Source organism: Leptolyngbya sp. Heron Island J (assembly GCF_000482245.1).
GTDB lineage: Bacteria > Cyanobacteriota > Cyanobacteriia > Phormidesmidales > Phormidesmidaceae > Leptothoe.
Genome location: NZ_AWNH01000019.1, coordinates 1 through 15,420 on the forward strand (window position 1 = coordinate 1; position 15,420 = coordinate 15,420).

Annotated in this window: 14 protein-coding genes and 1 pseudogene; 3 read left to right on the forward strand and 12 right to left on the reverse strand. The window is 48.4% G+C overall.

Annotated elements, in window-relative coordinates:
• A pseudogene (locus N836_RS74445) lies at positions 1-319 on the forward strand (photosystem II q(b) protein); the annotation flags it as partial.
• 230 nt (positions 320-549) lie between these two features.
• Here N836_RS74445 and N836_RS45810 read toward each other — a convergent pair.
• From N836_RS45810 to hemE, 7 genes are all read right to left on the reverse strand, one after another.
• Positions 550-744, reverse strand: coding sequence for a hypothetical protein (locus N836_RS45810; protein ID WP_023071378.1), 195 nt, complete (start codon positions 742-744; stop codon positions 550-552).
• 233 nt (positions 745-977) lie between these two features.
• A complete protein-coding gene (gene infB, locus N836_RS45815; RefSeq protein ID WP_023071379.1) occupies positions 978-3,935 on the reverse strand; it encodes a translation initiation factor IF-2 in 2,958 nt (985 codons plus the stop codon).
• Positions 3,936-4,210: 275 nt separating this feature from the next.
• Positions 4,211-4,459 (reverse strand): YlxR family protein, encoded by a 249-nt coding sequence (locus N836_RS74450; RefSeq protein WP_071789028.1) that lies wholly within the window; start codon positions 4,457-4,459, stop codon positions 4,211-4,213.
• Positions 4,460-4,468: 9 nt separating this feature from the next.
• Positions 4,469-5,812: a transcription termination factor NusA gene (gene nusA, locus N836_RS45820; protein ID WP_023071380.1), complete on the reverse strand. Its 1,344-nt coding sequence runs from the start codon at positions 5,810-5,812 to the stop codon at positions 4,469-4,471.
• Positions 5,813-5,922: 110 nt separating this feature from the next.
• Positions 5,923-6,393 carry a ribosome maturation factor RimP gene (gene rimP, locus N836_RS45825; protein ID WP_023071381.1) on the reverse strand — a complete coding sequence of 157 codons (471 nt, stop codon included), beginning with the start codon at positions 6,391-6,393 and terminating at the stop codon, positions 5,923-5,925.
• Positions 6,394-6,539: 146 nt separating this feature from the next.
• On the reverse strand, positions 6,540-7,538 hold the full coding sequence (locus N836_RS45830; protein WP_023071382.1) for an NAD-dependent epimerase/dehydratase family protein: 999 nt from the start codon (positions 7,536-7,538) through the stop codon (positions 6,540-6,542).
• A gap of 168 nt (positions 7,539-7,706) precedes the next feature.
• On the reverse strand, positions 7,707-8,771 hold the full coding sequence (hemE, locus tag N836_RS45835) for a uroporphyrinogen decarboxylase (RefSeq protein ID WP_023071383.1): 1,065 nt from the start codon (positions 8,769-8,771) through the stop codon (positions 7,707-7,709).
• A gap of 200 nt (positions 8,772-8,971) precedes the next feature.
• On the opposite strand from hemE, the gene N836_RS45840 reads away from it, so the two are divergent.
• Positions 8,972-9,484 (forward strand): phycobiliprotein lyase, encoded by a 513-nt coding sequence (locus N836_RS45840; RefSeq protein ID WP_023071384.1) that lies wholly within the window; start codon positions 8,972-8,974, stop codon positions 9,482-9,484.
• Here the strand turns inward: N836_RS45840 and N836_RS72945 are convergent.
• The 5 genes from N836_RS72945 to N836_RS45855 form a co-directional block, all read right to left on the reverse strand.
• Positions 9,474-10,154 (reverse strand): hypothetical protein, encoded by a 681-nt coding sequence (locus tag N836_RS72945; RefSeq protein WP_023071385.1) that lies wholly within the window; start codon positions 10,152-10,154, stop codon positions 9,474-9,476. The genes N836_RS45840 and N836_RS72945 overlap by 11 nt on opposite strands.
• Positions 10,155-10,336: 182 nt before the next feature.
• Positions 10,337-12,853, reverse strand: a complete 2,517-nt coding sequence (locus N836_RS45845; RefSeq protein WP_023071386.1) for a DUF3769 domain-containing protein — start codon at positions 12,851-12,853, stop codon at positions 10,337-10,339.
• A gap of 173 nt (positions 12,854-13,026) precedes the next feature.
• A complete protein-coding gene (locus tag N836_RS74455) occupies positions 13,027-13,143 on the reverse strand; it encodes a photosystem II reaction center protein I (protein WP_023071387.1) in 117 nt (38 codons plus the stop codon).
• A gap of 157 nt (positions 13,144-13,300) precedes the next feature.
• Complete coding sequence (locus tag N836_RS45850; protein ID WP_023071388.1) at positions 13,301-14,182, reverse strand: EamA family transporter; 882 nt, start codon at positions 14,180-14,182, stop codon at positions 13,301-13,303.
• 109 nt (positions 14,183-14,291) lie between these two features.
• Entirely contained in the window at positions 14,292-14,621 is a 330-nt protein-coding gene (locus N836_RS45855) for a hypothetical protein (RefSeq protein WP_023071389.1), read from the reverse strand.
• 124 nt (positions 14,622-14,745) lie between these two features.
• On the opposite strand from N836_RS45855, the gene aat reads away from it, so the two are divergent.
• Positions 14,746-15,390 (forward strand): leucyl/phenylalanyl-tRNA--protein transferase, encoded by a 645-nt coding sequence (gene aat, locus N836_RS45860; protein ID WP_023071390.1) that lies wholly within the window; start codon positions 14,746-14,748, stop codon positions 15,388-15,390.
• Positions 15,391-15,420 lie beyond the last annotated feature (30 nt).

Genomic DNA, 15,420 nt, shown 5'->3' on the forward strand with positions numbered 1-15,420 from the left:
CGGTCGTTTGATCTTCCAGTACGCCTCCTTCAACAACAGCCGTTCCTTGCACTTCTTCTTGGGTGCCTGGCCCGTTGTTGGTATCTGGTTCACTGCACTGGGTATCTCCACGATGGCGTTCAACCTGAATGGATTCAACTTCAACCAGTCCATCATCGACTCTCAGGGTCGTGTTGTGAGCACTTGGGCTGACGTGATCAACCGCGCCAACCTGGGTATGGAAGTCATGCATGAGCGTAATGCTCACAACTTCCCGCTCGACTTGGCTGCTGGTGAAGCTGCTCCTGTTGCTATGGTTGCTCCTTCCATCAACGCGTAGTCGTCTTGGTTTTTTGTAACCTAGATTAGTCGAAAGGCCCTCTATCTTCGGATGGGGGGCCTTAATGTTTTAAATGTGTTTTCTATAAATAATTTTCTAATGAGAAAGGGAAGCTTTATAGCTTCTCTTTATGGCTAATGATTCAGATGACTTTTTGAATGAAATTAACTAATCTTAGAGAGATTAAACGTTGAACTTGAAGCTCTCTACTACCGTTAATTGAAGCCTGATTAATAGGCAAGAGTTTCCAGTGTTTCGCGCAAATATCGTCTGACTAAGTGCTCCAGTGGAGTTTTGTCCAAGATATCAGAGGGTAGTTCTGACTTCCAACGCTGAAACCCTGCACTATTACAGATAGCGCGTTGTAAGCTTAGCCACACATTTGTGTCTTCAGAGCTAAATAGATTAGAGGATATATTAGCCATAGGTTTCCCTGCGTAAGCTGACTTAATAAATACTGCAGTGTATTCTGTTATTACCATAACGCAGCTATCCAGGAGATGTTGTGCCTATAGTCACGGTTTGTATTGAGTTATTTCTAGCTCTCATACAACAAAGGGAGACCGATTTAAAAGCTTCTCCCTTTGTTGCAATTTTTTGGCAAAAACCTATGGGGCATGAACAGATTTCCTAATAGGTTTTGCTAGCACGATCTTAATTAAGAACGACCTGCTAAAGTACGTCGTTTCGTCACCATCTTAAAGGCTTCGATCCGATCTCCTTCTTGCCAATTGCTGAACTTGTCAACACCGATACCACACTCAAAGCCGGAAGCTACTTCTTTTACATCGTCGCGCATACGCTTCAATGAATCTAGATTGCCTTCGTATACCTGAGAGCCATTACGCATAACGCGAATCTTACAGTTGCGTGTCACCTTGCCAGATAGCACGTAGCAACCTGCCACAGCTCCTTTACGGACTGGGAAGACCGCACGAACTTCGACTTCACCTAAGGCTTCTTCCACCAATTCAGGCTCAAGCAGACCTTCCATAGCGCCTTCGATATCTTCAAGGAGCTTATAGATGATGTCGTAGTCGCGAATATCCACGCCCAGTCGATCGGAGGCCTGCTGCGCACCCGGTGCAAGGGTTGTATTGAAGCCGATGATGACAGCGCCACTGGCAGCAGCTAGGTCAACATCAGTCTCACTAATTTCCCCTGGGGCAGCCATCAGCACTCGGATTTGTACCTCGTCTTGAGGCAGCTGCTGTAAAGATGCCAAGATAGCTTCGACAGACCCTTGAACATCTGCCTTCAGTAAGATGTTCAGTTCCTTCAGTTCACCTTCTTGGGCTTGGGCTGAGAGGGTATTTAAGGTAACCCGACGGGATGCCATAGCCTGCTGTAGCCTTGACTGACGCTGGTCAGCAGCACGATTATCAGCAACGGCACGCGCTTCTTTCTCGGATTCAAAGACTTCAAACTCATCACCTGCTTGGGGGACGTCGTTTAAGCCTAAGACCTCTACGGCAAAGGATGGCGATGCTGCTTCGACCCGGTTTAGTCGATCATCCAGCATAGCTCTCACTTTACCAAAGACAGATCCGACCACCATCGAGTCTCCGATCTTCAAGGTGCCGTTCTGTATGAGTAAAGTTGCAACTGGGCCCCGTGCTTTGTCTAGGTTGGCCTCAATAACGGTGCCCCTTGCCAGTCGGTCAGGATTAGCATGGAGATCCTCAACTTCAGCCTGTAGCAAGAGCATTTCCAGCAATAGATCTAGGTTCTCACCAGTGAGGGCACTGACGGGTACCATGATGCTGTCGCCACCCCATTCTTCAGGTACAAGACCTTGCTCCATCAGTTCTTGCTTAACGCGGTCGGGGTTAGCTGTTTCCTTATCGACTTTGTTGATGGCTGTGACAATGGGCACTTGCGCTGCTTTTGCATGGCTAATTGCCTCGATAGTCTGAGGACGGACGCCGTCATCAGCTGCAACTACTAACACTGCGATGTCGGTAACACGAGTACCGCGAGCTCGCATGGCTGTAAATGCTTCGTGGCCAGGTGTATCTAGGAAGACGACTTGGCGACTATCGCCATCGTGATCAACGTCAACATGGTAAGCACCAATATGCTGGGTAATACCACCTGCTTCACCGCTGGCAACCTTGGCTTCACGGATGGCATCTAGTAGTGATGTTTTACCGTGGTCAACGTGGCCCATGATGGTGACCACAGGTGGCCGCTGCTTCAGGTTCTCCAGGTCACCTTCGTCTAGCATCTCAGTGGTCTTCTTCGCTTCAGACTCGGCCTCAGCGGTTTCCACTTCAATCTCAAATGCTTCCGCTACCATCTTGGCTGTGGGAATATCCAAGGTCTGGTTGATATTGGTAGCAATGCCTTTGAAGAATAAGAACTTGATAACTTCAGTTTCAGGTTCTCTAATTTCCTGAGCTAGCTCATGTACGGTTAACCCATTGGTGAGCACAATTAGTTCAGGCTTTTCTTCGACGACTTCGACTTTGCGATCGCGCCGATTATTTCGTGACGACCCACCCCGACTGGGCATAGAGCGACTCTTAACCGTTGCTGGTTTGGCCTGACTCTGATGGGACTTGGGTTTTGGCGGCCGCATTAGCGAAATACTGATTGGAGTTGCAGCGCTATCTCCAGATAAACCAGCCTCTAGCTCGTCGATATCATCGTCATCGTCCAGACGCTGGGCGCGGCGTTTCTTCGTCGCATTCTTGCTTGCGCGCTGCCGCATTTCCTCTTCTTCACTTTCTCCACGCGGCTTACCTCGTTTGGGCGGACGTGCTGGTGCTGCAGGCCGACGAACATCAGGCCGACGAGGCGCACCGACCAAAACAGGTCCTGTATTCTCCTCAACTTCAGCCCCTTCACCGTTATCCAACTGACCGCTGTCAGAACCATTGGGTTTTGGTCGACGAGCCTCAACAACAGGCTTAGGCTTTAAGCTGGGCTTTTCCTTCAGTAAAGTAGGCTTCGCCTTGACTTCTCCAGCACTAACCTCTGTAACTGGAATCTTCTTACCTTCTGAATCCCCCCGATCTCGCTTCACCATCTTCGGCCGTGGTGCAGGTGAACGCGATGGCGGTGATACCAACTTAGGTTGAATTAGCTGTGGTGTAGATTCACCCGAAGAGTCCTGGTCGGCTGGCTTTTGACCAGATGCGGCAGCAGCTGGTCTGGACGCAGGTCGAGGAACTGGCTTTTGCGGCGGCTTGATCGCCGGTTTAGAAGGCCCTCCTGGGCGGTTCGGTGGCTGCCTGAGGTTGTCTGAAGGTTGCTCAGAGTCAGAGGAAGCATGTGCAGGAGCCTGAGGTTGTGCAGCCCTCCTCTCAGGAGGACGTGGCTCCGGTGATTGATGTCGCCGAACTTCTAATATCTGCTGCTTGCGAACAGGGCGATTTGGCGCTTTCGGCTTTGTCAGTGTTGGCTTTTGCTTAGGTTTAGGAGTCGGTTTTTGCAGTGATCGCTTTGGTGTCCCTGCTGCAGCCGCACGTATCCGCTCCGCATCTGATTCAGTAATGGTACTACTATGACTTTTTACCGCAATTTCTAAACGTTCACAGATGGCCAGAATATCTTTATTGTCTAAATCTAACTCCCGAGATAACTCATATATCCTGACTTTGCCATTGTTCATCCAAATATTCCTCGCAATTTTTCAAAAAAGGTGTCACATAGACTTACTGCCCTTATCGAAACGACATGACATCTTACCCTTGGGCATATGGGCAATATCTAATTTTATCGACTGTTGCGACTAATGTGATCAGTCTATGATCGATAAAATTGATGCTTACCCCCATCCTCGCTCAATAATATTCTGACAGGTTCGGTGATTTCTGACCGAAAATCAGCACAGGTCTTAAATTTTACCTTAGCATCAGCCCTAAAAAACGTCTTTGGGTGGTTCGGTTATCCCTGAATCTGTTTATACAGTTCTTCGTAAACTTCCTCGGGAATAGCTATTCTGAGCGCCCGACCCAGTCTGTTTTTTTTGTGAGCTAAATTTAAGCAATCCAACTGAGGACAGAGATAGGCCGATCGCCCGCTACCTTTGTTGAACTGAACCGTACCTGTTGGGTGAGTGCGGACAACTCTCAGCAGCTGGCTGCGATGAACTACCTTACGGCAACTAATGCAACGTCGGTGGTTGATTGGCACAATAACGCCCTATTCCTCCTCATATGCAGGTACTTCAGTTGCGATCGCTGCTGTTTCCTCTTCCTCAGCAGCAGCGGCTTCTTCAGCTGCCCTTTGCGCCGCCGCTGCCAGGTTCGCCGCTTTAATAGCTTCCATCTGAGCTGCTAGAGCTGCCGCCGCTTCCTCTTCCTGCTTACGTTTTGCTTCTAGCTGAGCCCGTACTTTTTCATCTTCAGCCTCATAGTCATACTTGGCTGAATCTTTGATATCGATTTTCCAACCAGTCAGACGTGCCGCGAGACGAACATTCTGTCCTTCCTTACCGATAGCTAAACTGAGCTGATCATCGGGGACTAAAACGTGTGCCTGACGATCCTCAGGATTCATCAGACGAACCTCATCGACGCGGGCGGGGCTGAGGGCATTGGCAATATAAGTCGCCGGATCCGGAGACCAGCGGATAACATCTATTTTTTCACCCCGCAGTTCATTGACAACTACCTGGATGCGAGACCCTCTTGCACCAATACAGGCCCCTACAGGATCAACGTCCCGTTCCAGAGTGTCTACGGCAATCTTGGTTCTTGGACCAACTGAGCGCGATGGCGGATTAGCTTCCCGTGCGACGGCAACGATACGCACCACCTCGTCCTCGATTTCGGGGACTTCATTAGAGAATAGCTCGACCACAAGGCTAGCATCGGCCCGAGAGACCAGAAGCTGGGGGCCACGATGGGAACCCTCTGAAACTTTCTTTAGAGCGACGCGGAATGTAGCATTAGCTCGATAGTTATCATTCGGTAGCTGATCGCGCTTAAGCAACTCCGCCTCTACGTCAGGTTGGCCCACGCCGCTGCTAACGGCCATAATCACGGACTGACGTTCAAACCGCAGAACTCGCGCTTGTAGGATAGTGCCTTCTAGATCTTGAAATTCTTCCTGAATCAGACGCCGCTGCTGATCGCGCAGTTTTTGAGCTAACACCTGTTTGGTTTGAATGGCGGCCATCCGACCAAAATCCCGTTGCTCTGGCGTAACGTCGAGGACGACTTCGTCGCCAACCTGGGCCTCTGGCGCAACTTCGACCACTTCCGCCAAAGAAATTTGATGATCGGGGTTTTCAACTGCCTCGACAATCATCTTGCTAGATAAGACTCTAAAGCCTTCTTCTTCAGGATCTAACTCGATTGAAAAATTATCGAAATAGTCTTCATCAAATTGAGCACTATCCATGCGGCGAGTACGGCGATAACGCTCGTACCCTTTGAGAAGAGCCTCGCGCAAGGCTTGTTCTACGGCGGAACGCGGTAGATTCCGCTCGCGGCTAATGCCCTCGATCATTTCTTGTAGGCTTGGCAGACTAACCATGGACATGGGCTCTCTTCTCCTTAGACAAATAGACTTTGATGCGCATAAAAGTTAAGAATGATGCTGATTTAGACCTGGTATTCTGGCGTGGCGGTTATCAGCGTATTGATCCATGGCTATGCTTCAACTTGATTGCTTAGCTGGACCGTTTCTATTAGCTCATTGGGTAAGGCAACACGCCGACCTCGTTGACTAATGGCGAGTTTGTTGTCTGTTCGTTCTAACAATGTACCTACCCATACCTTTTTGCCTTTATGGGGAGTATGCAGCGTGACTTCAATGGCAAACCCCTTGAAAACGATAAAGTCGCGCTCGGTCTGGAGCTGATTAGAAACTCCAGGGCTGGAAACTTCTAGAACATATGCATCTGGCAGAGTGTTAGAGATTTCTAGGGCTTCACCTAATGCAATGCTCATCCGTTCGCAATCATTGAGACTGGTATCTTCTTGTGTGAGGTTACGAACGTCAACGCGTAAAACCGGTGGGGTATGGTTGGTTTGAAAAACTGCGCCCACCACCTCCAACCCCAAGTCAGTGGCGATGGGGGTAGCTATTTCAAGGACCTGTGGAATAACAGGATGAGCCATGGACACGTAGTAAATTAAACAAAATAAAAAGTGGGCCTTAAGGTCCCACTTCCGACACAATCATTCTTGAACTGGGGCAGTCAGGGGCCAGTCAAAAGTTGACTTAAATAGTACTAGTACTATGGGCCTTTGCCGCGTTACACAGTTTAGCGTGTTTTTCTTTGCTTTGATTCAATCCCCGTTGCTTGAAAAAGATCGGCCACTGTGGTGCAGTAGTTGTCGATGCCGAAACTGGCAGGGGTCAGGGGATTTTGATAAGTAAAGTGACGATACTTTAAACAAAAACGATCCCAATCCTCCATGCGCACCTTAAAGAGCTTGATAAAAAAGTCAATCAGGCTTTGAGAAAGGGGAATTTGAAAGTAAATGGAGCGGCCAAGATAATGACTGACGGCAGCAACGGCATCGTCCACTGCCAGGGCCGAATTGCCTAATACCAGTTCCCTGGAATCGCCTGCTTGGGGACTATGGTCTACTAGGTAAGTGACAACCGTAGCAACATCTTTGGCGTGAATAAAGTGCAGGGTGCCGTCAGCACTGAAAAATCGAATTAGGTCGATCCATTTGGTAACTTCCGTCAACCCGCTGGATATATGGGAATAGGGTTTGTTGGTATCACCACCAAAAACGAGGGTAGGGAAGAGGGTGGTGATGTTTGGGAAAATTGCTAAATCTTTGAGCTTTTGATGGCACTGATATTTGCTGCGAATATAGTCGAAGGATACTTGACCTGCTTCTCGGAGGGGTTGGTTTTGGCGGTCTAAAATGCTGGCTGTTGAAAAGTAAAGTACCTGACGAATTCGATCTGGATCGAGCAGGGTCATTAGCTTTAAGTTAGCCGTGACATTGATGTCATAAATTGCGGGTGCGCCTCCCCAAGATGTGGCGATGAGGATGGCGGTATCTATTGTGCCTAGCAGATCAGAGAATTGCTCTATTTCGCGGATATCGCCTTGCAGGATATGAACTCTGGATTGATTGGTGACGTCTAGCTGTAGTTTGTCAGGGTTGCGCAACAGCAGGAAAAGTTCGTGCTCGCTGTTTTGAATTAGGCTTTCAAGGACATAATGGCCAATACAGCCACTGGCACCAGTAATAAAAATTCTCTGCGGTGACGATGGGATGGCTTGTACCAGTTGACTCACGGTTTAATCGAGCGCGATACGCGATATTTAAGTATCCATACTATTACTTTGCGTAACAGTTATGACAGCTGGTGTGACGCCTCGCTGAATGAATTATATAAATTTGCAGCCCATGCTTGGTTAGCTATGGACTGCAGATTTACGATCTCTTTATCCGTGGAGCGAGCTTTAGGCTGGGACCGCCATTAGCTCTTCAAGCTGTTTAGCGGTTTCAAAGAAATGCGCTGCGTTTTCTTCGGGGGTACCAGGCAGGATACCGTGGCCTAGATTCAAAATGTGTCCACCCCGACCGGCTTTACGGACGGTGTCGAGGATGCGATCTCGAATAAAGTCCTTCGACCCAAACAGAACACCTGGATCAACATTACCCTGGACCTTCATGTTGGGACCCAAACGACGACGAGCATCAGCCATGTCAACAGTCCAGTCGACACTGATGATATCCACACCAGACTCTCCCATCAGTTCCAAAACACCAGCACTACCGCTGATATAAAGAATCAGTGGCGTATCTGGATGCGTTTCTTTAACCTGCCGTACCACCTGTTGCTGATAGGGCAGGGCAAAAGTGCGATAGTCTTCAGGGCTAAGCTGGCCAGCCCAAGAGTCAAACAGCTGCACCACTTGAGCGCCACAGTCAATTTGGTAGCGCACATAGGTGGCAATGCCGTCTGCCAGGTGGCTCAAAAGCTGATGTAGCATCTTGGGCTCAGAAAATGCCATGCCCTTGATCACAGAGTAGTTCTTAGAGCTCTTACCCTCAATGGCATAGGCAGCCAATGTCCAAGGAGATCCGACAAAACCTAGCACTGTAGATTCGTTGCCAACCTCTTGACGCAGGGTGGTCAGAATCTTACGGATGAAGGGCAAATCTTCCTCGGGATTTAGCGGACGCAGGGCATCAATCTGCGCTTGAGTACGAATGGCGGGTTCAATGATGGGACCTTTGCTTTCCACAATGTCAAAGGGAATGCCCATGCCTGGCAGCGGGGTCAAAATGTCGGAAAACATGATGACGCCATCGGGGCGAAACGCGCGCCAAGGCTGTAGTGAAATCTCAATAGCAAGGTCTGCATTTTCAGAGCGCTCACGGAAGGATGGATACTTTTCCCGTAGATCGCGATATATCTTCATATATCGACCTGCCTGACGCATCATCCAGACCGGTGGTCGATCCAAGATTTCGCCCTTGGCGGCTCTCAACAAGTAGGGCGTTTGATCGGGTTGGGTCATTGAAATCTCACCACAGACTAAAAAGGTTTTTAATTCGCATTTGTTAGCTTATCATTGCGAATTAACCTCAATACCTGGAGACGTTTGACTTGTGTAGGTTTTGGCCAATGAACTGATGATTTTGACGTGACCGTCACAGCGTAAACTTAAAGGCAGATAACGAATTGTGGCCCCATGTGTCATTTTATTCAGACCTATTCATGCAGAATGTGAACTTTTTTAAAAAGCAAGGAGGGCGGTGGTTTTCTCAACGCACCACGCACTACTTAAAAACAGGTGGCTCTAAGGCGGGGAAATCGGATTTAGAGATTACCTATTTTGATGAAAATGACGATACTGTTGTGCGTCTCTGTGGTGAAGCTCACTGGCCAGCTGCAGATGCTGTAGGAGGTCTGCGGATTGTGCAAAAAAGTACCATCATCGGTGGTAAGACGCGAAACCAGTCGACATTGTTGGTTGCGATCGCAACCGATGACAAAAGTGGCAAACTCCTCAGTCAGCCCGAGGGCCAACCCATATCGCAGCTCAGTCAGTATCGATTTGAAAACGATGTACTGACAATCACGACTGATGCTAATGGTCTGCGTGCTGAAGAAAGATGGTGGTTTATTACCGATAAGCTCCGGATGCGCACCCATGTTCTAAGCGACAAAGAAGGCCAAACCATGGCGTCTTTTTGTTCAGAAATTCGCTTAGGAGATGTTAGTGCCTAGCCAGGCGTTTGCTTCGCAGTGTTGGTTGAAATGGCTGTATGGGAGACGACTCAGTCAGATAAACGTGTCCCGAAGTATTCTTTGCATTTTTATCTCTGTTACTGGATGCATTTACGGGATGACTGGATTTATCGGCTGACTCCCTGCGAGATGTGCTGGCTTGATAAACCTCTACTAAAGTGTCTTCAGCCTTGACCGGAAAAGCTTTGATCGATAACCCAGACAAATCACCATAGCCCATAGTAGAGTCAGCAAATTCTATGTTTGTTGGGGGCGGTAGTTCATCTTGGGATATCAGCGATAGCGAAATGTCCCGAGTGTCTAATTTTTCAATGTCTCTAGCGGGTTGAGGCATCTGAGTCATCATCGATGTAGACAAGCGCAGCTGAGTTCCAAGCTGAGCAGAAATTACTTGCTCAAAACCAGAGGTAAAGTGGCAAACCGGCTGTCCCCGTCGCTGCCATATTGCGAGGATATGCTCGACAGAAATAATTTTGTAGCGTCCCTGATAAACAGCCTCAATAATGGCATCTCGAATCCAGGGAGCACGATATTGATGGAGCCAATATAAGACCTGGCTTTCAGGACTATACTGCTCTAATTCCAGGCTAAAGGACTTGATTAGAGTAATAGCCTGTTGTGCTTCTCGTCCTAATTCTGATGACACCATCACTACTTAACCCTTAGCCCAAACTATTAGCTACTAATCTATTCATTGCCCAGTTGACAATTTCCTAATACGTTTGGGAAGTAATATTCACAAGTTTATCTAACCTCTATTAGTATTCACCTCAGCTTTGAAGAATATTACGCGGCTGTGCTGGCTTTATACAGGTTGGAGCAGCTGAGATCTTAGCGCTGTTCTACGACACCACTTTCTACTCGCCGAATATTACGTTCATCAAAGGGGCTGCCAGTCCCAACCCAGTTAAAGTCGCTGAGTCTAAAACCGACAGAGCCTGTCTCGCGAGTAGGGCTGTAGCGCAACACTAGACCATAGGTGCGGCGACTGTACTGGAAAATAATGTCAGTATTTATTTCCTCTGCAGTATTAATGTTGATTGATGTTTGAAAGCCCAGCAAAATAGGCCCAAAAATTTGCTGAAGGATACCAAAGCTAACAACGCGACGGTCTACATTGCGATCGAACAAAAAGGGAGAGCTATCGCTAGATAGAATATCTTGAGAGTAGCCAAGATTAAATCGGGTATAGTCAAAAAAATCTTTGGATAGATGGCCGACTTGACCATCAATGCGGATATCTCCAGAGATTTCTTCTTGAAAATCGCCGCTTGTGTAGTACGAGCCGACACCCAGTAGACTAGCGCTGAGCCGTAAGAAAGGAACTAATGGAACTGGGCTATAGCGTAATCCTTCATTTTGGGTAGCCGGTAAGGGGGCACCCCTCCACAGGCTGAAGCTTTTTCGCAAGCGTGCGCTAGCCTGCATACGACCTAATGTGAGCAAATCCTCATCCCCACCACGTCGTGGTCTACCGAGAAGATCAGTTCGGTCAGTTCTAGCAGTTATCAGCTGCCCACCTGCTTGATAGGTCAAAAGCAGACCACGGCCATCTAAGTTAATCGTTGGGGACTCGATAACTGAGCCGATGCTGGAACGTACATTCTGAAAACCTAGAGTGCCGTTAAAGAAGCGATCGCGATAACTATACTCTGTGGTTAAACGATGGTTTCCGATCAGGTAGCGATTACGAATATTGCCCCGCAGGTTATCTTCGAGCTGATCAAAATCTAGACCTGTTAATGTGGTGCGAGCAGAGAGCTGCGATCTACTGGACAAACGCGTATTGAAGTCGAGTTCGAATCCGAAGACCTCTGGATCGGTGAACCCCTGATTAGAAGCACGCTCTAAAAAGTACTGGGGAGTAATCGTTAAGTTAGTAGATTCATTCTCGATGACTGAAAACTGACTTTCCAGAAATACACCGCCACGATCTTGAGAGTCGCTCCCAATATTTACCAAAAAAGGATTAATTTGATTGGACTCAGCGGCTCCACGATTAAGCACATAGCGTGACTTCAAAATCGGGAGTGATAATCCTTGGTCGAATACCAGTCGCGGCCTTTCTGTCGTGAGCAAATCGGCCGTAGGGGATAACGTCACTAACGTCATCCGGTCGGTGCGAAATTCTAGCTCGGGGGGAGAAAACGGGTCATTAGTTAACCTGACGTCTTCTGCTACCCAGGTCTCAGCATCAAACGTGACTCTGGCTGCTTCAAACCGTAGACGTCTAATGCCACCTTCGCTTTGAGGCAACGAGCCTGACGTGGGACCCTCGAGACGAGAGCTGAGTTCAAATCCGCCAGCTCTTGTCACGTCCGTCACCTCTCGATCTGGATTAAGCGGGTCGAATACTGTCTGACTAGTAACGATACCCTCAGTGGGAGAGGCAAAGTCGTCTTCGAGATCGGGTAAAAATAGTTCTCCGCGAGTTTCAAAGATGGTGCCTGCTTCCTGAAGCAGGCTATATTCAGCCCGCTCCCCTCGCACTTCTTGTTCGCCACGAGTAAGAATGACATTGCCCTCTGCTAAAACATAGCGGTTAACCAAATTCACCCATAGTTCATCAGCTAGCAGCAAGGCATTGTTTAGCTGAAATACCGCATTGCCTCGGGCAATGACGACCTGTCGCTCAGAGTTGAAAATTTGAGTATCAGCTGTGATTTCTAGCTTGGAAAGGTCTAAAGGTTCTGAAGCCTCTGTTGCCTCTATCGCAGGCATGCCATCAGCTGGTTCCGAGGTTTCAGCGGATGGAGAAGGCGGCTCTGACTCTTCAGGAGCTACGGCAGGATCTTCTTGGGCTTCAGCTTCAGCGTCTGTAGTGTCTGCGTCTATCTCGAAATCGTTCGGAGCTTGCTCATCGAAATCGATGGTATCTAAATCGCTCTCTTCTAGGTTCAGCTGTTCGACATTTTCAAGATCTACGGCCTCTGTATCTATGTCGCTGGGAGCTAATGATGGTTCAATCGCATCTTCGATCTCGGCTGGCTCAAGATTCTGAATAATGTCTGTATCTAGCACTCCATCAACTGCATCTAAAGTCTCATGATCAATGCTAGGTAGCTCCGGACCTGACTCAACTTCTGGCGGTAGCGTTGGTAATTGAGTCAGATTAGGCGTTGAAAAATCGTCAGACGCTGGCTCTGACAGTTGCTCAGCAGGCAGCAGACTTCTAGGAGAAGAAAAAGCCGGAATAATACTATGGGTGACTCGACCCAGGGATGGAGAATGACTGGTAAGAAGGTGCTGTGCTCCACTATCTGGCTTGAGTTTGGGAGCAACTGTGCTGATAGAGACCGTTGATAACTGATTTAGGAGAGGTTCAGGAGGTAAATCGATTGGGGCCATGGATAGTGTTAAAAACGGCCAATGGTCAGCATCATGCTAACCCTCATGAACACAAGCGTCGAAATAGCCCCTCAGATAGGCACTGAATGGCATTAAAAACTCCTTAGCTGGGCTAGCCAAGGAGTTTAATCAAAATTAATTGGAACTCTTTCGGAACTAGCGTTTAGCAGAAATTATTCCATATCTTGACGACCAGGATTCCGAGCAGGGTCACCATTGAGGAAGCCGAAGATAAACAGACCTACGAAAAAGGCAACAGTCAGATATACAACGATCTTTAGAGTCAGCATCGGGAGTCTCCAGCACAGACACTTAAATTTATATAAACTCTATTCTATCGCAACATTGAAGTCATCGAGTGTTTGTACTTAGCGTTCTTTGGGTATGCGTGTTTATGGGAGGCTTTAGGGAGAAGATGGACGGGATGTCTAAGTAGCTAACACCTGTTTAATCCATCGCCATGATGGCTACCCCACTCACCATAATGGCTGCACCCAGTAGGCGTTCTTTGAGTCCTTTTTCGCCAAATACAAGATAGCCAAATCCAACGGAAATTAAGGCGCTCATGCGTTTGACGGCGATTACCTGAGCGACTGGAGCCATGGTTAAAGCAATAAACTGTAGCGTGACGCCGACTGAATTAAATAAACCAGCGAGGCTGATAAATCGGGCTTGCGATCGCAACTCCCCTAACACACATCCAGCCCCCTGCTGCCATGCCCGCTGGGCTACAAATGGCACCATACCAACAGCAATCGTGCCAAATAGCGACATTCCCCAAAACAACGAAGACGAATTTAGAGTGCCGACTTTGTCAAAATTTGACGTGATGCTCCACAAGAAAGCCACACCGATCATCATCCGGCTGCCTGAATTGACAGCCATAGCTCGCAGTGGAGCCAGGGTAAATCCATCCCTGGGTTTGAGGTTCAATACGTAGGAACCAATAATCAGCAAGATTACCCCGATAGCATCCAGTTCCGTTGGCCATTCCTGCACAATGAGCGGGGAGGTCACTAGCAGAAACAATGGGGTTAATGTGACCAACGGTACTGTTAGGGATAGATCGGCAATCTTAATTGCTCGGGTATAGAGCGTAAACGCCAAAATATTTAAGCCACCCCCAATCAGCAGTGCTAGTCCAAAGTCTGGTCCCAGGGTGGGTAATCCTTCCGTAGCCAGCATCAACAAGCCCATAATCAAGGCTCCAACCGAGGTAAATCCCAGCAAGACGGAATATTCATCCAAAGACTTTAAGGCTTGTTTGCCAGTGGCATCTTTCAGGGCCTCGCAAAGAGCAGTACCGCTGGCGAGCATTAACCAGAGCATAGGGATTGTGGGGTATGGGTAATGAGTGCAAAGCTATCGTTAGACAGCTTACAAGGCTGGCCAAAGATTAACGTGCCGTCATTAACTCACAACTAGACTCTTCCAGTGCCTAACTGCCGCAGCAGCGATCAATCCCCAGACTGTCTAGCAACAAATCTCCGACGGCGTTCGCAATGGCAAATTCGCTATAGAAACTTTTGGAAAAATCAAACGATTGCATCTCTGTCAAAATTGCCATCACCAGCGGAATCAGCTCATTTTCCCCTTCCATGCGCTGGCGGACAAAAACCTGAGAGGCTCGCTGGGCAATGTCCTGATTGACAGCTTCTGGTAAAAACTCGGTGTCTAGCCACTGCTGAAGCGATGCACATAGCCATTCGCCTTCCTGCTGTGGATTTTTAGAGGGCGGCAAGGTAACGGATTGAATCGGTTCAGTCATATCGAATGCAGCAGTGAAATCTGTACTTTTTCAGTTTTAGATTCTTTTAGGGTAAGTTTTTTTAGGCTACGGTAGGAGAAGGGTTTGAAGAATGTAACGGGCGAGTCCCCTTGTCGCAGCTGCTATGGCTTACTCGATTCCCCACATTTTGCAATGCTATGCCCAGGGCTATTTTTTAATGGCCGATAGCGATTACCAAACACTCAACTGGTATTCCAGCCGTAAACGCGCACTAATTCCATTAGATGACCGCTTTCGTTATCCGAAGTCGCTACGTCGGGTGCTTAACCAAAATCGGTTTGAGATTGCGTTTAACCGGGATTTTGATGCGGTAGTCGAGGGCTGTGCCAATCGAGAAACGACCTGGATCTCCGATGAACTTAAGGCGATCTATCGCATGCTGCACCGGGCGGGCCATGCCCATAGCTTTGAAGCCTGGCAGGGGGATCAGCTGGCAGGCGCTATTTTGGGCATTGTGCTGGGGGGAGCGTTTATCGGCGAGTCAATGTTTTTTACGATCCCCGATGGTTCGAAGGTGGCGATGGTAAAGCTGGTGGAATGGCTGCGATCGCAAAACTTTCTGCTCTTCGACGCCCAAATGATGAATCCTCACCTTGCCCGTTTTGGCGCATACATCGTCGAAAGTGAAGTCTACGAAGACATTCTGTACCAAGCTATCCAGCGACCTTGCCAGTTTTTGCCCCTATCGGCGGCTGAGCGGACTCCAGCAATGAGGCGGCAGCTTCACTTATATCGAGGCCGCGAATAGGTGAGTGGCTGGTGTAAATTCTTTCTAGAT

Bases quoted from the DNA above. Each gene is read 5' to 3' on its own strand.
- aat (WP_023071390.1), top strand. From the start codon at position 14,746: ATGGCTTACTCGATTCCCCACATTTTGCAATGCTATGCCCAGGGCTAT.
- hemE (WP_023071383.1), bottom strand. From the start codon at position 8,771: ATGACCCAACCCGATCAAACGCCCTACTTGTTGAGAGCCGCCAAGGGC.
- N836_RS74455 (WP_023071387.1), bottom strand. From the start codon at position 13,143: ATGCTGACTCTAAAGATCGTTGTATATCTGACTGTTGCCTTTTTCGTA.
- N836_RS45850 (WP_023071388.1), bottom strand. From the start codon at position 14,182: ATGCTCTGGTTAATGCTCGCCAGCGGTACTGCTCTTTGCGAGGCCCTG.
- N836_RS45855 (WP_023071389.1), bottom strand. From the start codon at position 14,621: ATGACTGAACCGATTCAATCCGTTACCTTGCCGCCCTCTAAAAATCCA.
- infB (WP_023071379.1), bottom strand. From the start codon at position 3,935: ATGAACAATGGCAAAGTCAGGATATATGAGTTATCTCGGGAGTTAGAT.
- N836_RS72945 (WP_023071385.1), bottom strand. From the start codon at position 10,154: ATGGTGTCATCAGAATTAGGACGAGAAGCACAACAGGCTATTACTCTA.
- N836_RS45810 (WP_023071378.1), bottom strand. From the start codon at position 744: ATGGCTAATATATCCTCTAATCTATTTAGCTCTGAAGACACAAATGTG.
- nusA (WP_023071380.1), bottom strand. From the start codon at position 5,812: ATGTCCATGGTTAGTCTGCCAAGCCTACAAGAAATGATCGAGGGCATT.
- N836_RS45840 (WP_023071384.1), top strand. From the start codon at position 8,972: ATGCAGAATGTGAACTTTTTTAAAAAGCAAGGAGGGCGGTGGTTTTCT.
- N836_RS45845 (WP_023071386.1), bottom strand. From the start codon at position 12,853: ATGGCCCCAATCGATTTACCTCCTGAACCTCTCCTAAATCAGTTATCA.
- rimP (WP_023071381.1), bottom strand. From the start codon at position 6,393: ATGGCTCATCCTGTTATTCCACAGGTCCTTGAAATAGCTACCCCCATC.